Genomic DNA, 24,340 nt, shown 5'->3' on the forward strand with positions numbered 1-24,340 from the left:
AATTCGAACCAATTTTATCTTTTTATCTTTAAATATACTTTTGAATGTGCCTATAATATCAAGCTTATCCCATTCTACCGTATAATCGGAAGCTAGATTCACCTCACTACCCTTCTCTGGAGATCTCCTCCGGACTGACTAGCCCACCCTCATCCTAGCAAGAGCACGCAACACTCATAGATTTAACCAGTCTATCATTTGCTTGAGGCTATCGCTTTTCAGTTATATTATTAAGTATAATTAAACAATTGCTGCTGTTGCGGTGTTTGTCTTCGTCCAGTTCTGTAAGGTCCGCTCAGAATATCCAAGCAATTCAGCGACTTCTTTCCATGTTCTATCTTCCTTGAGGATTGGCAAAGCTTTATCGAATGCATTGCTTTTGTTTGTCAGCAGTCTTATCCTGTTACCATCAACAAGGTCCTTCTCTCCGCTGACCTCTTTGAAAGCATTCTGATAGAATTTATTTGCATATGCCTCCTTCATTGCTACATATTTATTCCATACTTCATGGGGTGGATGTGGGATATAGAGAGGATCTATGGTAGTATGGTTGCCACCACTGAACAGGATAAGTGGCTCAAGCTTTGTAAAATCAAATACCGGGTTGTGATTAATTCTCCAGTATTTAGCTACACCAAGTTTGTTCTTGAAATCAATGGTCTTTGTTTCAATAACAGCGTGCAGTAATGTTTTGACCTGCTTGTCAATGAACGACATTGAAGGTACTGTGAATATTACACACAGGTTCAGATGCCTGAAAAGCTGTGTCACATAGCCTATCAGCTTGTTCTGTATCCTCTGCCATTCTCTGGCTGGGATTCCTACGCCTGCCTCGTCAAAAATAATAGCCTGGCCTTTTTTCATCTTAGGGATATATTCCAGGAAATCCTTTGGTGTGAAAACGATACGGGGATTATCTTCAAATGATGGATCTATTCTCCTGGCCAGCTCAACAGCATCCGCACTTTTTCCGGATCCGGTTTCACCTACCATGACACACATGAAGTTCTTGTCCTGTTCATTAATTCTATGCCGAATCATTCCGGCAACAGCGTCAATACTGGAGCTCATTGTTTGCCTCCATTACATTAGGCTGCTCTTCAGCAAAGATATCATCTTTACCACAGGCTGCACTTGGCAGGAACCTCTTCCTGTATGCTAATCTCATCAAAGCTCTATGTTTGCGTTTGACCAGGTCCCGCTCAATGCTGAGCTGTATTTGCTTTAGTTGATTCGGAGTTTTTGCATCAACACTATCTGTTTTCATCATCTCTTTCAATTCAGATATGTACTGTTTATCCTTGTACGGATCCATGATGTTATCCAGTTGCTCCACCAATCCGGAAATTGCCGCATAGTTTTGAACGATGAAATAATTGATCTGCAGAATAAGATCCGTAAAATTGACTACCTGCAGGTTTGAATTATCCGCAACTATTCGACCCATTTATTCATCCTTCAAACTTTTGGAAATGATTAGCGTATTCTCGTTCCTGACAGCAACACAAACACTCTCCCCAATCTGTGCCCAATTTGAAGGTATTGTGACAGCTACTGAATGGCCTTTTCTCGATACTTTCCTAAACGATATGTTTTCCAGTTTTGACCTTAATATAATCTCATTGAGCATATTACCTGTCCCTTTTGTGATACTTAAGCTATACAAATAACCATTTATGGCTACAAATACTACCATCTTGTCCTATTTATATAATGCACATGTATCCATCGTTTTCAGGATTGGGTGGTGCTGTAGGGACTTTCGAAGTATGGAGTCGGGATGCTTTTAACCGTGGCGTGATCTCATTAATTTTTCCCCACACGTCCATTATCTCCTTTTTTCTGGTCATCAGAAAATAACAGGTGACAAAAAAGTTGTAATTGCTAAATTACAGGCTGCTGATTGTTCATATACTCTTGATTCTTCTCGTGATGTTGTTAAACATATTCGCTATCTAATGACTCATTGTGGTGTACTTGTCAATGCAGATGATGATTCGCGCCTTAAACCTGATAATTTCTTTGGAGATCTACATAGCTGGAAACCTGAAGAATACTTAACTACCGAAGAGATTCAAGATATCCAGGTTGAAATTCTCTCTGTTCTTAATGAAAATAGAACTAAGCCTTATTCAGTTGGTTCAGATGGTGTGCTTTGTTACTTGGGTGATGGATCCGCAACTGATAAACACTCCCTTAAAGAACTTGGATATCTCCCCTTAAAAGAATTTGTTCCATATGATGAATTTTCCGGCGAATGCCTGGATGCCTGGTTAAAATCAATAGAAAATCCTGAAAATCGTGTCTATGTTGAATACCTGGTTAGTGAACGCTCTCGAATTCTGAAAGATAAGACGATACCGCAAAAAAGCGGCGTTTATTCCTAGAATATTTTAGAGTTCCTCCAGACAGTTTCAGAATCGCAACGTTAAGTGTGTAAGGTTGGTACGTAGCTAAAATTGAAAATTTAATAAAATTTTTATTCTACATTACACTCTTTTATTGAAAAGGTTGTTAATCTCTGATCATACAGCAAGTCTTCATGACATCTGGTTGAATATATTTTAGGGGTATTTACATATGGTGGATATAAACATCTTGATTTTATACAGTTATGAGATCTACTGTCACTTGTACAAATTAGTCCACATTTGGAAGCTATTGTGATTGCGATTATATGAGGATCATCACAGTCCAATAGATTATTTTCTCTAAGTTTTGCTTCTACTTCTTCTTGAATCTCATCTACAATACCATCTTTTATTTTTACGATCCTGTTTTGTTTTGAAAGTTCATTAAGGAGACTTAAATACCTAGGCATTCGACTTAATTCTGCTTTATACTTGGTTCCACCATAAATGGGTTTACCCATTTTTTTAATCATTATCCATTTATATACTGGCTCAAATTCATGGTGCCTGTTATTCCCTGGAGAGAATACGCATGAAAGTACATTAATGTCAATAATGATGCCCATATTAAATCTCCAGTAAACTTAAGTCTTCTTTGATGAAGAAATCTCTAAAAGATTCAGGCTGATTTTCAGCATATTTCCCATTTTTTTCTATTTTAATTGAACACACTCTGTTTTTAGATTTTTCACGTGTAAAAAACAGAACCTGAGATTCAAAGTTCTGATTTTTATTTGCTTCGTTTAAATGGGTGTTAAGTCTAAATCTATCTATCAAAAAATCACTGTGTGTTTCAATCATAAAATTTATTTTGTTTTCAGTAACAAGCTCATGGAATAAGTCTCCTAAAGCTGCTTGTGCTTTTGGGTGCAAGTGAACTTCAGGTTGTTGAATAATGATACAGGTATTGTCTTCATTAAATATGGAACCTGTTAAAATTGGTAAAACTTGTGCAACACCATATCCTACATTTGGGATTGCATAATTATAATCACCCATTTTAATATCTAATTCAAATGGAGAGCCTGGTTCATTTCCATATGACTTAATTTCGACTAAATCAAACAAACCACTTTCAGCACCAAATTTATCCATCAAATCTTTTTTGGTACTTTGTTTTTTATTTTTCTTACCAAGTATGGTTTTTAATATGTAAGGTGCATGGTCCCCTTCAGGAGTCGATTTTGCTCTATATTCATCATATGTCTTTTTAGGCTTTGCTCTAATGGGTGCAATCCATTCGACTGATCCCATATTTGTTATATTGAATATGAAAGATGGAAGTCTGAAACTCAGTGTCCGGGTATCTGGGCGGTTTTTTGGAGATTCCATTATTTTTATCTCCATTAGAATTGTATTTATTATGAATATTACATCATCAATATCGTAATCAGCACTTATATAATGATAATCTCTTTTGGTTTGTTCATCCATCAAATCTACTGCTTTTTTTAATACATGGTAGGATCGTTCATCTTCATCTTCCGTGTCCAATATATCGATATGTTTGTAACAATACCGTACACGTTTTCCATTTAACATAATCTTGATAATACGACCCTCATCGATGTAACAAAAACAGTACAGTTTTGGAATACCTTTTTTATTTTGGTATTTGAGAATGATACCAGAATATGGGACATTTTCAGTGTCTTCGTTAAACTGTTCTTCCAATAGTCCAATTTTAAAATAATTACTTATGTCATGATTTGAAATATCTTTGAATAAACCAAAATTCATATCATCTGTGCGACCCAGACCTGCATACCAAAATCGAGGGCTGTACATTAAATTAATTAGTGACATTATCGATGTTTTTCCAGTACTATTTTCCCCTACAAAAAAATTGACATTTTTTAATGAAATAAATTCATTTTCAAACCCTCTGTAATTATCAATATAAAGAATTGTCATATCCATCACCGATTATAATATTGTTAACTGTTATGTAAATTAATGTTTGAACATATAAAAGTATTCAATTTCATTTGCTCAAATTTTAATTTGGGCATTTGCAAAATGCCCTTGTTTTGCTTCAGGCACACATTGCAATCCATAACGTTGCAACCCACCAGCCGTTAATCCCGTAATAAATGCATGACTGAAAACGAAGGAGGGTCAAATCTTGAAAGAAAAGGAAAATATGGACATTGCTTTTATGGGTGGATCTATAGATATTCGTGCTCAAGGTTCATTCGTAAATCAAAAAACTGGTGAACTTGTGGAACATTGCTCAAAGGTCATTCTAAGCTACATATCTGACGATAATGACACTTGGCGATATTTCCTGAATATTTTTAAATGCACAAAAAGGATGATTTCTTCCTGCAGCTGGCGTAGATCTAAACGCTAGATTATACAAAAAGGAAAAGTTACTAAATTATACTCCCGTTCTAAACAGAATCTAATCAATAATTAGAAATGAGGTGCATCGACCAGCTATTATAATGTGGGGTGGTTGGTTTGGGGGTAAAATAGCTAGCCAATCGACACATCTTGCGATATATAGGCAAGTTATTCTATATGTGTGTTGCTATATTATCTTAGGTTATATCAGTTGTTAAAAAAATTATTATATTGGTGTTTACTTATTTCTATCGTTTAATCGGATAACGATTCAGAAAAAGAAGCATTACAATAACTGCGGAACACATTTAAGATACATCTTTTTTGCTTCCGGCGGTTTGATCCTATTGTAAAGATCCTCTGCATCCTTAGGGGCATCCCCTCTAAGCCATTGCCTGAAATCCTTCGGCATTCCTGCCTGTCTCATGTGTGTGGTCCAGCAATGCCTAAAACAGTGTGGGGTAAATCGTTCTATTAGTGGTCCCTTGTGATTGTGTATGCCTATCTTTTTTGCATAATGGGTGGTAATGTAATACATATCATCCTTATGAAGGGGTGCTCCTGTGTGGGTGATCCATAAGCTGTTATTCCCTTGCTTTACTACGTTTTTTCTCCATTCAAGGTACTCTTGCATCAGCTGTTTTGTTTCCTTGTCAATGAAGGCCAGGCACATTGTTCTTTTTCGGAATTTTGGGTTTATCCAAACTTCTCCTTCATCAAGTAGAATGTCATCTTCAGTAAGTGCCATGGATTCGCCCCTTCTCATTGCTGTTTTTTCTAACAGCGTCATTATGGCTTTGTCCCTTATCGGTGCGGTCCTTACGTAGTTATGTATTATTCTGTCTGGTCTTTCATCATCAGGGGCTGCTAATAGCTCTTTCATTGTTGAAATATCTATTACCTGTCTGGTATTGTTGTAATGGTACTGCTTCTTTAGTCTGAGATAGCGGTCCCTGAATACGGGTACTATATTGTTTCTGGTTCCTCTTGTGAAATCCAGGTAATCAAAATATGCATTAATGGCGCAAAAATGACCATTCAGCGTACTTGGTGCTCTGTTTATCTGTTTAAGATGGGTTAGGTATCGCTTGAGGTCTTCGTATGTGGCCTCTTCTACACAGTTAGTGTACTCTAAAAAATGCCTGACATTGCAGGTATATGTTGTTATTGTAGATCTCACAAATCCTCTACAATACATGTCATCTACAAAACCCTCAATATGTTTGGACTGTGCGCAACACATTATATTATGGAAGATTCCATCATTGTTTTTTAATGTTACTTGCATGACTTCACCACAACAAGTAACATTTTTAACAGATATATTGTTAATTAAGTTAAAATGTTAGTATATAACGTATTCTCTACTCAATGATGTGAAAAATAGTAAAAACGATATGAGGAAGAATGCTCCGATGGGGATTCGAACCCCAGTCGCAGGAGTGAGAGTCCTGCATGATTGGCCGTGCTACACTATCGGAGCAATTTGATTTGGCTTAACAGCATCTTGAAAGTCATTTAATGCATATTAACCTTTCGTTTGGAAAAATGTGGGTACATTTGCTTTATGCAAACATACCGTGAGGAATATTTGTCTCTTCTTCGGTGACTACTTTTTCGTAGGCATCCATGAAGTCTTTCATTCTTATCTTGTCGCCACGTCTTCTCAGGACAAACATGCCGGCTTCCTTGGTGATGATCTTGAGATCAGCACCGCTCAGGCCATCGGTTATTCTTGAGAGTTTTTCGAAGTCAACATCCGTATCAAGATTCATCTTGCGGGTGTGTATCTTCATGATCTCCGTACGTCCCTTCTCGTCGGGGATTGGCACTTCGATCACACGGTCAAAGCGTCCCGGGCGGAGCAATGCAGGGTCCAGCAGATCTATCCTGTTGGTTGCAGCAATAATTTTGACATCTCTTGTTGCGTCAAAACCATCCATCTCCGCAAGCAACTGGAGCATTGTCCTGTTGACTTCTGCAGAACCTGTGGTGCCATCATGTGTACGCATGCCTCCCACAGCATCGATCTCGTCAATGAATAATATCGATGGAGCTTTGTCCCTGGCCATCTGGAATACATCTTTAACAAGGCGCGCACCTTCACCCACGAACTTCTGAATCAGGTCTGAGCCTGACATGCGGATGAAAGTTGCCTGCGCGCGGGATGCAACGGCCTTTGCAATAAGTGTTTTTCCAGTTCCTGGTGCACCGTAAAGCAGAACTCCTGTTGGTGGCTCTATACCTATCTTCTCAAAAAGCTCAGGCTCGGTAAGTGGTAACTCTACGGATTCAATGACTTCCTTGAGGACATCGTCAAGTCCTCCTATCATATCATAGTCCACGCCAGGTGAATTGATTAGTTCCATGACCTGTGCGCGCACATCGGCTGCCCTGCTGATAATGGATATTATGGAGAATGCAGCATTTACACAGACTCTCATTCCTGGCTGTATCTCGCCATGGAAATTGGCAGGGATCTTTGTGACAACTTCCTGGTTGTTCCCGTGTTGTCTTATGACTGCCATGTCATTTTCTACTTCCATTACACTGGCAATGAAAAGTGGGGGCCTTGTCAACTGCTCAATCTGTTTTTTGAGCTTATTGGCCTCTTCAAGGTAACTATTGGCCAGCATGCTCGCTTCAAGTAATTTTGCCCGCATATTCTCATTGCTCACCTTCAGTACTTCGATTTCCTGAAGCAGTGAATCAACGTCTTTTTTTTCAAGGCTATCAGATTCGATCTGCGCCTTCATTTTTGAGCCATTGGTGTCAATTGGTGATTCAGCACTACTATTTGACATAGATTCATACTATAGTTATCATCGGATATAAAGCCAACCGAATTGAAGCATAGTGTTTTTGCCTGCTGAATGCCATTTTCTTAATTATTGTGATGTCGCTTCATTTTCAGGCTTATTCACAGAAAACGCTGTTAATCTGGTTAATTATGTTCTTTTTGGTAAAAGAAGCTTTAAAAACAGATTTTTAATATTATTTGTATATGGGTACAGTCTGTTTGTCTTATTATTGGTATAATGGTCCTAAATTCGACAAATAACGAAATATTTATCTATCATCATTACAGTTGTTCTATTGTAGATGTGTCTCAGGATGTATTTACATTGCTTTATAACTGTGTTAAATGTTTCAATTCTGAAAATAAGCCTTATTATCGCTTTGATTCGACTCAAAACATTTGCATACGATTATTAGAGCAAATATTTATATATTATTACTTCCATTTAAGTAATTGTAGGTCACACGGAAACATTGTGTTCCGGAAGTGATCACATATCAACGGATCAAGATTAAACGAGCAACCATTATCTGAGGGGATAAATGGTATGTGAATCCACAAATCTGAGGGGATGAATGGATCTGCAAAAGAGGCAAATAGGATGAAGGTTCGGCTTGAGATCATCGATGAAGATGGCGCTGAAAGCGCAAATGTCAATTTTACAGGAAGGCTCTGGAAAAAGCGTCTTCTTGCATTCCTTGACACGGTCGTAGACGAGACTGACACTAATACCGAACCTTCATCCTATTCATCTAATTCTGAAGTTCCAGTAGCTGAGCAGCATGCATACCAACCGCAATTTGTTCAGCAACAGGTGCCTAATTTACAACAATCAAGCCAGCAGGCTGCTTCAGTACAACTGTCCCAGGGACCAGCTCAACAACAACAGGTTCAGCAACAACCTGTTCAAAAGGCAGTTCCGCAGCAGTTTGTTCAGCAACAGCAGTTCCAGCAACCAATGCAACAGGTAACTGTGCCGCTACAATATCAACAGCAATTGCAACAATCTCAGATTCCTGCGATGCAACAGAATTTCCAGCAGGCTTATCCGCAATATCCTGTAAATCAAAATAATCAACAACCAGTATACTTACAACCTACCCTAGCTCCTGTAGGAATGCAGCAGTATGGGCAGCCGGTACAACCTTTGTCATCTACGGTTCACCAACCTTATAATTCTAATCAACAGGTTCCTCCGGCTGTTTCTAATCTTAATCAACCTGTGCAGGCAGAAGGACGTTCGGCTCCAACTCGTCGCAGAACTCCGATGCTTCAGGACAGGTTAAATGATATGTCTCTGACTATCAGTGAGCGTCTTGAGCTTTTCCTTCGTTATGAATATCCTCGTGTATGGTTCTCTTCGCAGGATGTCCAGCAGCATTATGAAAAGATCTACGGCACAATAAAGCAAAGCACGGTGTCCACATATCTGTCTCGCATGTTCCGCAAGACTCTTCTTGAACGCAGAGGCAACAGGACGCAGCGTGAATATCGTTACATAGCTGACGAACCTGAATCCACTTACAAGATGGAAGAAGTGCCAGGCGCACCTGTGTATCATGGGATTCAATATTAATTCGACATTGGCAGATACTTAATAGACCTATAGCTATATCTGTTCATATGCGTTCATCTCAGAATCTTTTCAATATAGGTTTTACTCTTATTATTCTGGGATTTGTTCTTGTTTTTGTAGGTCTGCTAGTTTCAGCTTTTAGTGGAGCAGGTGAATTTGGTGGCGTTATTCTCATAGGTCCTATTCCGATAGCATTTGGCTCCTCTCCTGAGATTACTTCATCAATGCTCTGGGCAGGTGTTCTTCTTGCTGTTGTCTATGTTCTAATGCGGAGGCGACTCTGATGATAGGTTCCTATCTTGTGTTCATTGGTATGTTGATGTTAATCTCCGGCTTTTTCCTGGTGGTTGTAGCAAGCTTTTATGGGGGTGAAAACTCAAAAAGAGGCGATGAATACACTTCTATTCCAGATAATCATAATTCACGGACTTCGTCCCCTAGCATAGGTCAGGAGTCAATTCCAAACAAAAGTGATGTACGGGGTGGTGGAATTATCATGCTTGGTCCTATTCCTATTATCTTTGGTTCGGACAGCAAAAATACTTCGACTATGGTCGTATTAGCAATTGTTCTCATGGTGCTGTACTTTCTGATATTCATGTGATGCTGTGGTGAGCTTGTGATTCTGTTAAGCTGTTATTTGTCGTTAACAAGCCGGGAATCAGCGTGCATCTAAGCTGTGAATATGTTTATAGGCATTCGGTTCAATACAGATATTAATGCGTCCTTTCAAACTAGTCTCAGAGTACAGTCCAAAGGGTGACCAGCCAAAAGCAATAGCTCAGCTGACCGAGGGTCTGCTGTCAGGCAAGAAGCACCAGACCTTGCTTGGTGTGACCGGTTCAGGAAAAACGTTTACAGTTGCTAATGTCATCCAGAATGTACAGAAACCTACTCTTGTGATGGCTCATAACAAAACTCTTGCAGCACAGCTGTTCTCAGAGTTCCGTGAATTTTTCCCTGACAATGCAGTGGAATATTTTGTCAGTTATTATGATTATTACCAGCCAGAGGCTTACATGCCTACAACGGATACATATATTGAGAAGGATTCCTCAGTCAACGAGGAAATTGACCGCCTGCGGCTGTCTGCGACTAAATCTTTGCTGGAGCGTAAGGATGTCATAGTCGTTTCCAGTGTTTCCTCTATCTACAACCTTGGTTCGCCTGATGAGTGGAGGGCTATGTCTGTGATGCTTACTCCGGGTGCTGAGATAGACAGGCCTGCTTTTCTTGAGTCTCTTATCAACATACAGTATGAGCGAAATGATATTGCTTTCACTCCGGGTACTTTCCGTTTAAGGGGTGATACTATTGAGATTTTCCCGGCACAGGAAAAGAATGGTATCAGGATCGAGCTGTTTGGTGATGAGATGGAAAAGGTTGCTTATTTTGACCCTGTTACGGGAAAAGTGCTTGAGGAAGTGCTTCCTGGTGAGAGTATTGGTATCTATCCTGCAAAGCATTTTGTGATGGCTGAGGAGTATATTGAAAATGCGCTTCTGACCATCGAGGCAGAACTTAAGGACAGGCTGGCTGTTTTGATGTCTGAGAACAAGCTCCTTGAAGCCCAGAGACTTGAGCAGAAGACCAAGTTCGATCTGGAAATGATTCGGGAGCTTGGTTATTGCAGCGGTATCGAGAATTATTCCCGGCATTTTGACGGCCGCCGTCCCGGCGAGCCTCCATCTTCTCTTTTGAATTTCTTTCCTGACGACTATCTTGTAGTAATAGACGAGTCGCACGTTTCGATACCTCAGATACGAGGGATGCATAATGGTGACAGGGCAAGGAAACAATCTTTGGTAGAGTATGGTTTCCGCCTGCCTTCTGCTCTTGATAACCGTCCCCTGCGTTATGATGAGTTTGAGAGGCGGCTCAATGATGTTATCTATGTTTCCGCAACTCCTGCGGATTATGAAGTTGAGAAAAGCAAGGCTGTTGTGGAGCAGATCATTCGCCCTACGGGTCTTGTGGACCCTGAAGTTACCATCAGGCCGGTGGAGACTCAGGTGGATGATCTTATCGGTGAGATACGTAAGGTGACTGCTGAAGGTTTCAGGACTCTTGTGACAACTTTGACTAAAAGGATGTCAGAGGATCTTACGGAATACCTGCTTGAGCTGGGTATCAAGGTGCGTTACATGCACTCTGATATTGAAACTCTTGAACGTGCAGAGATCATCAGGGATCTGAGAAAAGGGGAGTTCGATGCGCTTATTGGTATCAACCTCCTGCGAGAGGGACTTGACCTCCCCGAAGTTGCTTTTGTTGCCATACTGGATGCTGATAAGGAAGGCTTCCTGCGCTCGGAGCGCTCGCTTATACAGACCATCGGCCGTGCTTCCAGAAATTCGGAAGGCCGTGTCATCCTATACGCAGACAGGATAACAGGTTCTATGGAGCGTGCCATGAAGGAGACTGAAAGACGTCGCGAACTCCAGACAAAATACAATGAAGAGCACAATATCACTCCCACCACCATCCAGAAGTCCCTGCAAAAGGAACTCGTCGAGGGTGAAAAATACCACGCAGAATCAGGTGTCATGGCAATTGCCGAAGACATGTCCAAAAGAGAGATCTCGGATGTCATCATCGATATTGAAGCTGATATGCATCTCGCCGCCAAGAACCTTGAATTCGAGAGAGCCGCAGAACTCCGCGACAGAATAAGAGAGTTACGTGAAAGTTATTCTCTATAACCCACCTGCCGCACAGCTCACACAACAGAAAATCCCGCAATCTTCCGTTATCTGACAGGGAATCTCATAGGGTTTAAATACGATTCCTCGATATATTCATTATCAGGCGAAAACGTTATATCTAAAAAAATACTGTATTGGTTGTCCAAACTGCGCTGGTGGTTTAGTGGCTATGACTGAGGCCTTCCAAGCCTTAAACCCGGGTTCGAATCCCGGTCGGCGCATGTACTTCCTTTTTGCTGATGGCGTTTTCGAGTTGCGCGCAATACAATATAGCACATACTCGAATTTATCTATTCTAAAATTATAAATATCTTTTAAACGTATAGTAGCCGTAACTATTTGATAAACGGCGGTTATAGCGTGGAATTATTATCCAAATTTGAAAACGATCTAGCATTGCGTAGACGATCCCCTCGGACAATACGTAGCTACAAAAACAACGTGAAAGAGTTTTTAGATTATAATCCTGAACCGATGAGTGTGAGCTATGAGGATTTAGAGTTTTATCTTGCCCACCTCATCGAAAGGGATCTGAAAACAAGCACTTTAAAATCAAACTTTTCAGCTATTTCTTCTTTCTATGAATTCCTGATCTATAAAGAGGTGGCTCATAGAAATCCAGTTACAGGATTTAGAAAAAGATATCTTGATGCCCCGAATGAATCAGAGCGAAGACAAGTATTAATGATTCACGAATGCAGGCAATTCATAGCGGATTTAGATTTTATCCGGGAAGTTGCCATAGTTATGGTCCTGGCAAAGACTGGAATTAGAAGATCAGAGCTTTTAGGGTTACGTCCGTCTGATATAGACCTGACACGAAATATTATTATTATTGAGAGGAAGAAGAGAGCAAAGAATAGAATACGGTTTATAGATCCTGAGTTGCATGATGTTCTTACTAAGTACCTGGATTGGAGAAATGCAAGGCAAAGAATAGGACGATGCAAGACTGAATACTTATGGATATCTGATATAGGGGGTAGGGTTCATAAAGATTACATTAACCGATTTATTCAGACATATGCCGAGCCTTTAGGGCTTCATGATCCTACGGGGCCATTAGAGACTAGGTTAACATGTCATTGTTTCAGAGGTTTCTTAGTGACTCATTTACGGCGCGCTGGGATGAAAAAAGAACACATCCAAACATTACTAGGTCATTCAATTAAGAATGAGGTGTGGAGTGGACACTATTTACAGATTGATATGGAGCTTGTAAGAGAAGAATACCTTAAGTGTGTCCCTAAATTACTCTAAGTCCTTTTTTTTCCTTTTCTTCAACACCTGAAAACGTTGCCCACATAAGAACACTAAGGAGTGCAGCTATTGTATAATAGATGTTAAGATGTAATAGTTGACAACTATAAAAACTATAAATAAAACATACCACAATTTCATACTTATCACCTATTTATGCTGTATTAAAATACAATTTTTATTTATATAATGGTTTGTTATAAAAACAGAAGTAAAATAGATTATAGCTCAAACCCCGGAAGATCCATTTTCAGTGGGTTTGAACTTCCTTTTTTCTCCGATTTGTTTTTAGTTGAAGATCTGGAACTTTGTTTCTGTTGTCGTGCCTTAGTTGGCATTTCATAATCCATGTTTAAATTCCCAACACCACCACCCAATCCTGAAAACGATGGATACATGTGCATTATATAAATAGGACAAGATGGTAGTATTTGTAGCCATAAATGGTTATTTGTATAGCTTAAGTATCACAAAAGGGACAGGTAATATGCTCAATGAGATTATATTAAGGTCAAAACTGGAAAACATATCGTTTAGGAAAGTATCGAGAAAAGGCCATTCAGTAGCTGTCACAATACCTTCAAATTGGGCACAGATTGGGGAGAGTGTTTGTGTTGCTGTCAGGAACGAGAATACGCTAATCATTTCCAAAAGTTTGAAGGATGAATAAATGGGTCGAATAGTTGCGGATAATTCAAACCTGCAGGTAGTCAATTTTACGGATCTTATTCTGCAGATCAATTATTTCATCGTTCAAAACTATGCGGCAATTTCCGGATTGGTGGAGCAACTGGATAACATCATGGATCCGTACAAGGATAAACAGTACATATCTGAATTGAAAGAGATGATGAAAACAGATAGTGTTGATGCAAAAACTCCGAATCAACTAAAGCAAATACAACTAAGCATTGAACAGAACCTGATCAAAAACAAACACCGGGCTTTGATGAGGTTAGCGTACCGGAAGAGGTTCTTGCCAAGTGCAGCCTGTGGTAAAGATGATATCTTTGCTGAAGAGCAGCCTGGTGTGATGGAGGCAAACAATGAGCTCCAGTATTGATGCTGTTGCCGGCATGATACGTCACCGGATCAATGAGCAAGACAAGAATTTCATGTGCGTCATGGTGGGTGAAACCGGATCCGGAAAAAGTGCGGATGCTGTAGAGCTGGCCAGGAGAATAGACCCTTCATTTGAGGAAAATCCTCGTATAGTTTTCACACCAAAGGATTTCCTGGAATATATTCCTAAAATGAAGAAAGGTCAAGCTCTTATTTTTGACGAGGCAGGTGTAGGAATCCCAGCTAGGGAATGGCAGAGGATACAGAACAAACTAATAGGCTACGTGACACAACTTTTCAGGCATCTGAACCTGTGTGTTATATTCACAGTACCTTCGATGTCGTTCATTGACAAGCAGGTAAAAACATTACTCCATGCTGTCATTGAAACAAAGACCATAGATTTCAAGAATAACTTGGGTGTGGCTAAATACTGGAGGATCAATCACAACCCGGTATTTGATTTTACAAAACTAGAGCCACTTATCCTGTTCAGTGGTGGTAATCATACTACCATTGACCCTCTCTATATCCCTCATCCTCCACTTGAGGTATGGAACAAATACGTAGCGATGAAGGAGGCATATGCAAACCGATTCTACCAGAATGCTTTCAAAGAGGTCAGCGGAGAGAAGGATCTTGTTGACGGTAACAGGATAAGACTGCTCACAAACAAAAGTAATGCGTTTGACAAAGCTTTGCCAATCCTCAAGGAAAGTAAAACGTGGGACGAGGTTGCAGAGTTACTTGGGTACTCCAAGAGGACCTTGCAGTCCTGGGCTAAGGCAAATAGTGCAAGTGAGGCAGTTGTATAATGATACTTAATAGTATAACTGAAAAACGATAGCCTCAAGCAAATGATAGATTGGTTAAAAGCTTGAGTGTTGCGTGGTGTTGCCGAGATAAGAGCGAATGGATTAATCCAGAGAATTAAAAATTGTGGAAATATTATGGAAAAAAAGACAAGACGATATTAAGAGAAAAGCATATATAATTATACTATCATTATATTTAAAATTAGTAATTAAAATTAGCTATTAAGTTTGTTAAATTACTCATAGAAAATCTCAGTTTCATCTTAAGTAAGTATAGATTAATTAGAATGTATAAAAATCCATTTGAGTACGGTTCTTTTTAAAAGAAAGGTGTTGTATGAATACTGAAATGTTAATAGCCCTCGTGAATAATGCAGCTTTACTTCTTGCCATAGGCGTCCTTTACGAGGTTCTTTTCTTCAATATGGACATGAGCACGCGCTTAAAAAGTGTAGCTGTAGGGATTTTCATTGGCATTATAGGTATTGCCTTGATGCTGAATCCATGGGAACTTTCTCCCGGATTATTCTTCGATACACGTTCTATTCTTCTAAGCATTGTCGGCCTCTTCTTTGGATTTATTCCCGCAGTCCTTGGAGCAGTCATTATCGGTTCTTACCGCATCTATCAGGGCGGTGTTGGAGTAGTAGTCGGTGTTTCTGTAACAGTTTGTTCTGTGATACTAGGGCTATTTTGGAGACAGTTCCACGAAAAACTCCAACAATTCTTCGGCAAATTTGATTTATACATTTTAGGTATTCTGGTTCACATTGTAATGCTTATGTGCATGTTTCTGCTTCCCTGGCCATTTGCCTTCGAAGTTCTAAGTCATATAAGTTTTCCGGTAATGTTGATCTATCCGATTGGGACTGTGTTATTGGGAAGTCTTCTGAAAAATCAGTCATTCCGTAAAGAAACTCATAATGCTCTGAAGGAGAATGAAGCAAAGCTCCAAAATTTCATAGATAATATCCCAGTGGGGATGTTCCGTATAAGTTCCGAAAGAAAAGTTATTCAGACAAATCCGGAAATGGCTTATATTATAGGCACGGATAGCCCTGAGCAAGCCAGCAGTTACTTTGAGAATATAGGTGAACAACTATATGCTGACCCCAATAGCTATAAAGAGCTATTAAACATTCTTAAAACACAGGACCATGTTGAGAATTTTGAATACGAAATTTTGCGTGCAGATGGTAAGTATATCTGGATACTGATTAACGCAAGAATGAGCAGTGAATTGAAAGGAGACACATTCATAGTTGATGGTTTCGTCCTTGATGTCACTGAGCGCAAACGAACAGAAGAAGCGCTACAACAGAGTGAAGGATACCGGCAGGCATACAATCTTATGCAGTCAGTCCTTGAAAGCCCTAACGATGTTGCCGTATTTGCTCTTGACAGAGCTTACCGCTACATTACCTTCAACAAAAATCATCAGATAATGATGAAACGCAGATGGGATGCCGAGATTGAGGATGGCATCGGTATGCTCAGCTACATCAATGATCTTTCGGAAAGAGAAAAAGCAAAAGTGAATTTTAATCGGGCACTTGCAGGTGAATCTTTTATTATTGTTGAAGAATATGGTGATTTAGACATCGAAAGACGCTGGTATGAGAATGTGTACAGTCCCATTGAGGATGACGAAGGAAATGTTATTGGGCTTACATTATTCTTAACAGATATTACCACTCGTAAGGAAAATGAAAGAGCTCTTGTTCAGGCTAAACTTCTTGCTGAAGAATCAAGTCGTATCAAATCAGAATTCCTGGCAAATATGAGTCATGAGCTACGCACACCACTGAATTCAGTTATGGGTTTTTCCCAAATTTTGATTGATAAAACATTTGGTGATTTGAATGAAAAGCAAATTAATTATGCCTGTAATATACTAAAAAGTGGGAATCATCTGTTAGAAGTAATCAATGATGTACTTGATATTTCTAAAATTGAATCCGGTAACATGAAATATGAACCTGATAAAATAAATATTCAACAAACAATGGGTGAAGTTATGGTGTTAATGGAACCCATGATTAAAAAGAAATTTATTGATTTTGAAGTCAATATGGAATTTGAAAATCTGGAAGTATATGCTGACAAGATAAAAATCAAACAAATTTTGTATAATCTTCTTAGTAATGCAATCAAATTTACCCCTGAAAATGGTAAAGTTTGGATTGACTCAAAAATTATCAACAACAATATTCAGATTTCTGTATCTGACACGGGTATTGGTATTCCCCTAAAAGAACAAAAAACCATATTTGATCCATTTAAACAAGTCAATTCATCTGCAAACCGTGTTCATGGTGGAACAGGGTTAGGACTTGCAATTGTTAAACATTACATTGAGATGCATTCGGGGGAAATACAGGTTGAAAGTGAAGTTGGGAAAGGAAGTACATTAACATTCGCAATACCCATTGGGTTAAAAAATTGAATAAAATATATTTGTTGCATTTACGATACTATGGCTCTGTAAAAAACCTAATTAAATCGACATCAATCGAGCAAAATTATCAAGTATCTTCAATGTCATGAAATACATTTCAAGTTATTGCTAGCTTTCATTCTCGCTAGAATATCATGGATTTCTAGAGGGGGTAATGTGCATTGTCATTTTATCCTATACTGACAAGATTCTCTCTTTCCATCAGAATAAGTATTCCCTGTTGTTTTCACCTATAAGGACAAGTTTTCACTGCCTGGCCTAGGGATATCTCCCCGGATAGAACCATAGAAACTAATACAATTTTGTTGTTATAATAAAACAGCATGATAAAAACGGAGCCTATCCTAGTCAATGGTGTAAGGGTCCTGGGACCTTATGAGTTTGATCTACTAAGAGATAGTATCCCTCAGATGTATCTTAAAACTATCTTTGATGTCTGCTTTTGGTCAGGGATGAGATATGTTGAGGTCCAGAGGTTGCATGATCATCCGCAGTGGTGGTGGAAGATCCGCAAGACAATACATCTTCCGGAGGAAGCCCAGAAGAAGGCCAAACGAAAGCAGCTTGAAAGGTATGTGCATCCCATCCCTAGCCAGCTGGAGAATGTCCTGGACTATTTCTTCAAGAATAAAAGGCCACCTTCGAGATCTGCCTGGAATGAGAACCTTTTGAGATGGAGTGAAAAATCCGGCCTTAACTCATTAGGGTTGAGTAGCAAAACCACCAGAAAAAGTATAGAGTCCTGGATGATCACTGCAGAGATTCCAATTAACGTGATCTGTTTGCGCCAGGGACACGATAGTTTGACATCTATGCTGCATTATCAGGGCTTGCCTTTCACGGCTGGCGAGAAGGTGGAGATCCGGAGAAGGTTGTCAGGGTGGAATTAAGCTTCCGATTAGTCAAACTAATAGGAAATATTTTTCCGCACCTTCACATGATGCGACAAAAACCGAGATAGCATAAAAGGAAAATAGCACTTTTGTAGTATGTCCTTGGAAATCACAAAAGTGTTACTAGTTGCATAACTTAACAGTTTAGGACTTCCATGGCTCTATAAAAATCCCTTTTCCACATCTTACACATCCATATATACATCATTATTTTTAGGCTGCTTAATCCATTTATGGCTTAAGATTCTGCACCACACGGTACTCATTTCCTTTACTTGGCAGTTTAGGATGATCGCAAATCCCATCATATAATATAAAACGACACTAATTAAAAATGTTTATATGCCATCAGTATATTTTTTATGGATGGTACATATGATTAATAATAGGGTTAAAATATTGATGGTTGCTTTTCTATATATTATGATGCTAGCAAGTATTGTTTTGGTTGCTGGAATCACTGGAACTTGAAATGACTGATTTCCTTTACTTGGCGGAACAGGTTAGGTAAAGTTCGGTATAATAGGCATATTTCTTTGGTTCAAATTACACCCGTCGCACAGCAGGGAGGGGATATAGTTAACTAAGAAAAATGCCACTCTTTTAAGATTATGAGGTTACACCACATTAGTATTATTATTATAAATCAAATTCGATCAAATTAAAAGAGAATTACACTATACTATTTTTCGACCATGATGATTTATTCAAACAACCGGACTCATATTTATCACATATTCCTAAATAGTTATAATTTTTTTTAGTATTATATCAAAAATTGTTCGTAATTATATGATTAATTTAAGTTTATATCACCAATATATGTTTATGCTACGAAAATTTTATTAACTATGAAAATTGTTATTTTAATGCTTAATAAAATTAAGCAAAAACGGGGAAAAATAGAAAAGAGGAGGAGTTATTGTGAAAATAGCTATAAACGTAGTTTTAATGCTAATTGCATTTTTCCTAATAAGTACAGGAATAGCATTAGCAGAAGAAGAAAAAGAAAGTCTGACTTTAGAGGAAAAAATGGCTGAACTGCTGGATTATTATAATGCGCAGGAAGAAGCTAAGAAACAGGTCAAGTTTACTTCAGGAGAAGATGTGAAAGACTTAGCTGCAGTAAAAAGCAATAAGAATGTCATTGAAGCAAGAGGTAAAATGCCTATTGTTGATACAGAGTTAAAGAAGCAAGTCATGTTTGAAAGATACGATGAAATCGGGCAAAACACAAAAGAAGAAATAATCGAAAAATATGGATATCCTAATGGCACAGTAATTGGTCAAGGATATGATTGTAATGGCTATGTATCTCTTCTAATTTTAAAAGGTTCTGATATTGACGAAAAAACATTAAATTCTTTGTATGGGATAATTGAGCAAGAAGCAAAAGAGGGTGGTATTGAAAATGTACCAGTTGTGTTCGAGCATGAGGAAATGCCCAAAGAAGATGTATCAAGATCTGACATCATTCGTCCTGTAGTTGGAGGAATTAAAGTTGAGAGAGCAGGTGGTATGGGATCTACACTAACTGCCCCTGCGAAAACTAGTAGTGGAACTAAAGTCACTTTAATATCTGGGCACGCTGCTGTTAACGCAGGCATTGGAGAATATATGTGGCAGTCTGATTCATCAAATCTCTTGCATAGAATTGGAGTAATTGCTGACATTGGTGGAACTGAAGCTGATGTTGCTTATGTTTCCTGGTTAAATATAGATGAAAAAGTATACACGTCATCAACTCCATCATCTTGGCAATCAATTGTTGCATGGAGAAACCCATGGGCTAACGGTACAACTATTTATAAATCAGGAATAAACACCAGTGTAACGACTGGAAATGTAGTTGCCAAGTATGTCTGGAAGAGCCATGCTACATTCGGAAACCTGGGAAACCAAGTCCGTGCAAATTATTCATCTGGTAGTGGTGATAGTGGAAGCCCAGTTTATTATATGAATAACGGTCATTTGGAGTTATTGGGGATTCATTGGGGTCACACTGATCAGTACTCTTATTTCTCACCAATTAGTGGAATAATGGCTGACTTAGATGTTTTTCCTGCTCTGGAAGCAACATATCCTAAAGGAGATTTTGACTATGACACTGATGTCGATTTTGACGATTTTGTAGAGTTTGCTGGAGCATACGATAACGGTCTTTATTATAATTCAAATGGAGACTTTGATGACGATGCTGATGTCGATTTCGATGATTTTGTAGAGTTTGCAGCGGTATATACTCCTTAATATAGACTACACATTGCAAAAAGTATAAAGGCGATGTAAATAAATAATAAATTGCTGAAAAACGGATTTAATTTATTTCAAGGGGGTTAGAAAATTAAATTTTATACAGCAATCATTTTATTCGCTTTTTTGTTAACAATCACAAGTATTGTTTCGGCAGTAGACAACAACAGTTCAGACTCAGAACTAACAAATGTAGAAAAAGCGGCAGAATTCATAGCTCAGCAAGAGGCTGCGAGAAAGGCTACGCTTGTTCCAGGAATCGATGTTAAAGATTTGAGTGTGGTAAAAAATAATCCATATGTCATAGAGGCTAGAGGCAAAATACCCACGTATGATGCGGAAATTATGGAACGAGGATTGGATAACAGTTTTTCTCTAATTATAGGAAATTCTAAAAATGATATTATTGAAAAATATGCCCATCCTAACGGCCCAGTAATCGCATTTGGTTATGATTATGGCAGTTATGTATCGATTTCCATTTTAGCTGGGTCTGATGTGGATGAGGAAACTCTGGATTCTATATACAACATCATTGAGCAAGAAGCAAAAGAGGGTGGTATTGAAAATGTACCAGTTGTGTTTATGTACGAAGAGATAGCAATTGTAGATGAAGGGCAACCGGACACTGAATACGTTGATGTAGAAAGCAGCACAGATAAGTCTGAAAATGAGATTGAAACAGAAACCACTAATACAACACCGGGATTTTCAGCCTTGACTCTCATAATTATGATTTTTTTGCTATGGAGATTTAAATCAACTTAATCTCCATTTACTATTTCTCTTTTATTTCCCACATCTCCAACCCTTCCCTAACATGAGCATTCAGACTAAAAGGTTTGTCAGCTTCAGCATTTTTCTTCATGTAATGCAGAGTACCTTTTGAGAATCCTATTTTCTTCCAGTCTGAATAAGATATACTGAGTATCTTTTGCCTAACATCTTCTGAATCTTGTCTTTCAATACTATAAGCAGGCTTACTGAAATCAATAGTCTTCCTTTATTATGGGTTATCTTCATCCCTGTTTCCTTTACTTGGCAGATTGGGAAAGACTTGATATTTTATGTACTTTCACTTGGTTCGAATTACACCTGTCCTCCGACCTTTCCATAACATAGGCAGTGAGAAGTGAATAAAAATGGTTAAATATTCAGTATCATCCTGGCTGAATATATATATATGCCATTTAAGATAGCCTCACCGATAAATATTCCCAGCAAACATTTCAGTACATTTATTTTCAGAGTTGAGCTGATGTAAACGATCAGATCCGTTGGGACCAACGGGAAGAAACCCCACCCTATGATAATCGGTAATTCTTTGTCTGTGAGTTTTTCCCGGAGCTTCTTTGCCTGTTTGCTGTATTTTGTTTCAAAATACGTATCAAATCCAAGATAACTCGAAAAATAATATACTATTGAGGAAGAAGCAAGTATTCCTGCCATGTTAGTAACAAAAAGTTCCCCGGGTTCAAATATCAGAATCCCTGCCAATAATAATGGTGTTGACGGTATGAAGGTTAAACCCCTGAATGAAAGTATCAGGAAATAGATCAGTATTGCAGCAAAATGATAGCTCTCTGATATTTGTTTCAGGAAGGAGAGACTTATTCTTTCAGGGAAGAACAGAAATGTTGATATTCCGGCAATTACAACTGGCAACCATAAGAAGAACAATATTTTTTTGGTTTTCATTGCGGTCTCCCTTCCGGTCAGATCTGCTCAGTGGCATTGATCTCATCAAAATAAACCTGTGTGCTATAACTAAATGCAAAATCCGTGTACTTATTAATCCCAATATATATACGATTCTCCGGTTTATCGGGATCGGGGATGTCATAAGAGACAAGCAGAATGCCAACCTGTTTGTTCTCAGTTCCGTATTCGCTTTCAAAAAGCTCGATCAGGTCACTTTCCTTCCCAAGAGGGGCATTCAGGAATTCTTTTGCAAACTCTTCCTTTGTATAGGTCTGAACATCAATTGTACTCTGGTCAATATTGCCGTATTTTACTAATGCATCTGTATAGGCATTCATAACTATCGGAGTTGAAAATGCCAAGGCAACAAGAATTGAATAGAGGACTATAAGCGTCAAAGCTGAATATGCTGATATCTTAAGTGCCCTTTTAATCTGAAAATTCATTGGACTTCTTATCACTTATTTTTGATATAAGATTATTGGTGTTCCATCAACAAGACTCCAACAGTTAGTAAAAAGCCTGTAGTATAGTCACTTAATATTATCTTTTTAACTGAAAAACTACGCATACTTTATCCTCGTATCTCCAATCTCTCCCTCATATAGCATTGAGAGTAAAAGTCAATTTTTCCTTTATTATGGGTTATCTTCGTTCTGATTTCCTTTACTTGGCAGTTAAGGAGTCGCTATTTTCTTTACTTGATAATTTCTTCATCTTCTTTAGGAGTTTGTAGTTTATCCAATACACATTTCTTAATGTAAATGAATAGACGCAGAAATATCCCGATAAGTAATCCTATTCCAAGAGCTATAGGAAAAAATAGCAAACCAATGAGCAATTGTATTGTTGGATCGTCTGAAACTAACTTGCCGATAATATCAACAGCTGTACTGTAATCACCCATATAACCCATATTCACACCTGGTAATTTTTTAGAGATTATATCAATTTACTCGATGGTACATAAAGATGGCTACGATTTCCTTTATTATGGGATCTAGGCAAACTGCAGAAGCGTAGATTGTGCTACTACAGCTTTGTAATGGGATCCACATTCCATGCACTTATCATAATGATAGGAGAATGGATCCCAATTCTCAACCGTGATATACCAATATCTCAGCCTACCACATGTAGAGCATTTGCGGAGATCTCTTTCTGTTAATCTATACCCACACTTGGATTTTGGATCCAGAACTGCCATACTTACATTTCCTTTATTATGGGATTTCGAATGTTGATTTCCTTTACTTGGCAGTTTTTGAATTGCATGCCATTAGCATTTGCTAGAAGTATGAGTAGTTCACTCTAATGTCAATGCTGGGTAGATGGCAAAGAACCAGGAGATCCATATGAAAATTGTTATAATTACAACTGCTACCATCTTTGCAGGATTCTTGTATAATAGTCCATATATTATAGCGGCAAGAACTCCTGGTGAGAGCAGTACAAAGGGAGGCCTTAACGAATAAGGGAGATGCATGAAAAAAAGAGCTAGTGTGTTTGTGTAGATAGCAAGGAGATGATATATCGTTAGTGTCCCCACAATAGCAGCGGAGGCAATTATAATCTCTTTTATTGATTCTTGCAGATTTTCATCCATGTACTGTAAAATGTTTTAGTATGACATATAATTTATTCTGGATGATGGGTACAAGCTACATTCAGTGCAAGTTTTATTCTTATTTCCTTTTATTGGCGTTATCTTCCTTTATTTGGCAGTTTAGCAATTCCACCGAGATTCCATGGAAACAAACATTGATGCCACAGTGATTCCATGGCACTAAAAAACAGGTGACCATCGGTTTCTAAAAAATAAAGAAAACCAGTGCCTATAAATCACGATTTCCTACACTTGGCAGTTTAGGATTATACATATAACTAATAAAGGAAATAATAGTGACGATGCATTATTTTGCGGCAGTTTCAAATGACATTATTCTTTTAGCAGAGGCCACTATAATAGTGGGTATTGTAGTAATTATTGGATTGATAATATGGTTCTATAAGAAAAAAAGATAAGGAATCTCATTATTTCCTTTACTTGGCAGATTCGG

25 protein-coding genes and 2 tRNA genes are annotated in these 24,340 nt (G+C 38.4%); 15 read left to right on the forward strand and 12 right to left on the reverse strand.

Going from position 1 to position 24,340, the window contains the following annotated elements:
• Positions 1-240: 240 nt before the first annotated feature.
• From V7O67_RS05110 to V7O67_RS05120, 3 genes are read right to left on the reverse strand one after another with little or no spacing between them, the layout of a single operon-like run.
• On the reverse strand, positions 241-1,071 hold the full coding sequence (locus V7O67_RS05110) for a zonular occludens toxin domain-containing protein (RefSeq protein ID WP_342305895.1): 831 nt from the start codon (positions 1,069-1,071) through the stop codon (positions 241-243).
• Positions 1,055-1,447, reverse strand: coding sequence for a hypothetical protein (locus tag V7O67_RS05115; RefSeq protein ID WP_406671115.1), 393 nt, complete (start codon positions 1,445-1,447; stop codon positions 1,055-1,057). Before V7O67_RS05115 ends, V7O67_RS05110 begins: the two co-directional genes overlap by 17 nt.
• The gene (locus V7O67_RS05120; RefSeq protein ID WP_342305893.1) at positions 1,448-1,630 is read right to left on the reverse strand and encodes a hypothetical protein; all 183 of its coding nucleotides are present in this window, start codon (positions 1,628-1,630) and stop codon (positions 1,448-1,450) included.
• A gap of 328 nt (positions 1,631-1,958) precedes the next feature.
• Here V7O67_RS05120 and V7O67_RS05125 point away from each other — a divergent pair, with 328 nt between their 5' ends.
• Positions 1,959-2,387: a hypothetical protein gene (locus V7O67_RS05125; RefSeq protein ID WP_406671116.1), complete on the forward strand. Its 429-nt coding sequence runs from the start codon at positions 1,959-1,961 to the stop codon at positions 2,385-2,387.
• 92 nt (positions 2,388-2,479) lie between these two features.
• Here the strand turns inward: V7O67_RS05125 and V7O67_RS05130 are convergent, their stop codons facing one another.
• Positions 2,480-2,977, reverse strand: coding sequence for a hypothetical protein (locus V7O67_RS05130; protein WP_342305891.1), 498 nt, complete (start codon positions 2,975-2,977; stop codon positions 2,480-2,482).
• Between the two features lies 1 nt (position 2,978).
• Positions 2,979-4,325: an AAA family ATPase gene (locus V7O67_RS05135; RefSeq protein WP_342305890.1), complete on the reverse strand. Its 1,347-nt coding sequence runs from the start codon at positions 4,323-4,325 to the stop codon at positions 2,979-2,981.
• A 211-nt stretch (positions 4,326-4,536) separates the two neighbouring features.
• On the opposite strand from V7O67_RS05135, the gene V7O67_RS05140 reads away from it, so the two are divergent.
• Complete coding sequence (locus tag V7O67_RS05140; RefSeq protein WP_342305889.1) at positions 4,537-4,764, forward strand: hypothetical protein; 228 nt, start codon at positions 4,537-4,539, stop codon at positions 4,762-4,764.
• 279 nt (positions 4,765-5,043) lie between these two features.
• On the opposite strand, the gene V7O67_RS05145 is transcribed toward V7O67_RS05140, so the two are convergent.
• From V7O67_RS05145 to V7O67_RS05155, 3 genes are all read right to left on the reverse strand, one after another.
• Positions 5,044-6,045, reverse strand: coding sequence for a tyrosine-type recombinase/integrase (locus V7O67_RS05145; RefSeq protein WP_342305888.1), 1,002 nt, complete (start codon positions 6,043-6,045; stop codon positions 5,044-5,046).
• Between the two features lie 120 nt (positions 6,046-6,165).
• Positions 6,166-6,240: transfer RNA gene (locus V7O67_RS05150), tRNA-Glu, on the reverse strand.
• Between the two features lie 82 nt (positions 6,241-6,322).
• The gene (locus tag V7O67_RS05155) at positions 6,323-7,561 is read right to left on the reverse strand and encodes a proteasome-activating nucleotidase (protein ID WP_406671118.1); all 1,239 of its coding nucleotides are present in this window, start codon (positions 7,559-7,561) and stop codon (positions 6,323-6,325) included.
• Between the two features lie 567 nt (positions 7,562-8,128).
• Here V7O67_RS05155 and V7O67_RS05160 point away from each other — a divergent pair.
• From V7O67_RS05160 to V7O67_RS05220, 13 genes are all read left to right on the forward strand, one after another.
• Positions 8,129-9,133 carry a hypothetical protein gene (locus tag V7O67_RS05160; RefSeq protein ID WP_406671119.1) on the forward strand — a complete coding sequence of 335 codons (1,005 nt, stop codon included), beginning with the start codon at positions 8,129-8,131 and terminating at the stop codon, positions 9,131-9,133.
• 47 nt (positions 9,134-9,180) lie between these two features.
• Positions 9,181-9,417, forward strand: a complete 237-nt coding sequence (locus V7O67_RS05165) for a TIGR00304 family membrane protein (RefSeq protein WP_342305885.1) — start codon at positions 9,181-9,183, stop codon at positions 9,415-9,417.
• A complete protein-coding gene (locus tag V7O67_RS05170) occupies positions 9,417-9,737 on the forward strand; it encodes a TIGR00304 family membrane protein (protein ID WP_342305884.1) in 321 nt (106 codons plus the stop codon). Before V7O67_RS05165 ends, V7O67_RS05170 begins: the two co-directional genes overlap by 1 nt.
• 115 nt (positions 9,738-9,852) lie before the next feature.
• On the forward strand, positions 9,853-11,835 hold the full coding sequence (gene uvrB, locus V7O67_RS05175) for an excinuclease ABC subunit UvrB (RefSeq protein ID WP_342305883.1): 1,983 nt from the start codon (positions 9,853-9,855) through the stop codon (positions 11,833-11,835).
• A 152-nt stretch (positions 11,836-11,987) separates the two neighbouring features.
• A tRNA-Gly gene (locus V7O67_RS05180) sits at positions 11,988-12,059 on the forward strand.
• A 139-nt stretch (positions 12,060-12,198) separates the two neighbouring features.
• A complete protein-coding gene (locus tag V7O67_RS05185) occupies positions 12,199-13,098 on the forward strand; it encodes a tyrosine-type recombinase/integrase (RefSeq protein ID WP_406671425.1) in 900 nt (299 codons plus the stop codon).
• A gap of 487 nt (positions 13,099-13,585) precedes the next feature.
• Positions 13,586-13,768, forward strand: a complete 183-nt coding sequence (locus tag V7O67_RS05190) for a hypothetical protein (protein WP_342305893.1) — start codon at positions 13,586-13,588, stop codon at positions 13,766-13,768.
• Complete coding sequence (locus V7O67_RS05195; RefSeq protein ID WP_406671121.1) at positions 13,769-14,161, forward strand: hypothetical protein; 393 nt, start codon at positions 13,769-13,771, stop codon at positions 14,159-14,161.
• Positions 14,145-14,975, forward strand: a complete 831-nt coding sequence (locus V7O67_RS05200; protein ID WP_406671123.1) for a zonular occludens toxin domain-containing protein — start codon at positions 14,145-14,147, stop codon at positions 14,973-14,975. Before V7O67_RS05195 ends, V7O67_RS05200 begins: the two co-directional genes overlap by 17 nt.
• Before the next feature lie 337 nt (positions 14,976-15,312).
• Entirely contained in the window at positions 15,313-17,421 is a 2,109-nt protein-coding gene (locus tag V7O67_RS05205) for an ATP-binding protein (RefSeq protein WP_406671125.1), read from the forward strand.
• 335 nt (positions 17,422-17,756) lie between these two features.
• A complete protein-coding gene (locus tag V7O67_RS05210) occupies positions 17,757-18,323 on the forward strand; it encodes a site-specific integrase (protein ID WP_406671127.1) in 567 nt (188 codons plus the stop codon).
• 927 nt (positions 18,324-19,250) lie between these two features.
• Positions 19,251-20,576, forward strand: coding sequence for a hypothetical protein (locus V7O67_RS05215; protein ID WP_406671129.1), 1,326 nt, complete (start codon positions 19,251-19,253; stop codon positions 20,574-20,576).
• Between the two features lie 129 nt (positions 20,577-20,705).
• Positions 20,706-21,347: a hypothetical protein gene (locus V7O67_RS05220; RefSeq protein WP_406671131.1), complete on the forward strand. Its 642-nt coding sequence runs from the start codon at positions 20,706-20,708 to the stop codon at positions 21,345-21,347.
• Between the two features lie 378 nt (positions 21,348-21,725).
• Here the strand turns inward: V7O67_RS05220 and V7O67_RS05225 are convergent, their stop codons facing one another.
• From V7O67_RS05225 to V7O67_RS05240, 4 genes are all read right to left on the reverse strand, one after another.
• On the reverse strand, positions 21,726-22,277 hold the full coding sequence (locus tag V7O67_RS05225) for a VTT domain-containing protein (RefSeq protein ID WP_406671133.1): 552 nt from the start codon (positions 22,275-22,277) through the stop codon (positions 21,726-21,728).
• A 17-nt stretch (positions 22,278-22,294) separates the two neighbouring features.
• The gene (locus tag V7O67_RS05230; protein WP_406671134.1) at positions 22,295-22,726 is read right to left on the reverse strand and encodes a hypothetical protein; all 432 of its coding nucleotides are present in this window, start codon (positions 22,724-22,726) and stop codon (positions 22,295-22,297) included.
• A gap of 251 nt (positions 22,727-22,977) precedes the next feature.
• The gene (locus tag V7O67_RS05235; protein ID WP_406671136.1) at positions 22,978-23,196 is read right to left on the reverse strand and encodes a hypothetical protein; all 219 of its coding nucleotides are present in this window, start codon (positions 23,194-23,196) and stop codon (positions 22,978-22,980) included.
• Positions 23,197-23,586: 390 nt separating this feature from the next.
• A complete protein-coding gene (locus V7O67_RS05240; protein WP_406671138.1) occupies positions 23,587-23,886 on the reverse strand; it encodes a hypothetical protein in 300 nt (99 codons plus the stop codon).
• Positions 23,887-24,340 lie beyond the last annotated feature (454 nt).

Source organism: Methanolobus sp. ZRKC4 (genome assembly GCF_045291305.1).
Lineage (GTDB): Archaea > Halobacteriota > Methanosarcinia > Methanosarcinales > Methanosarcinaceae > Methanolobus.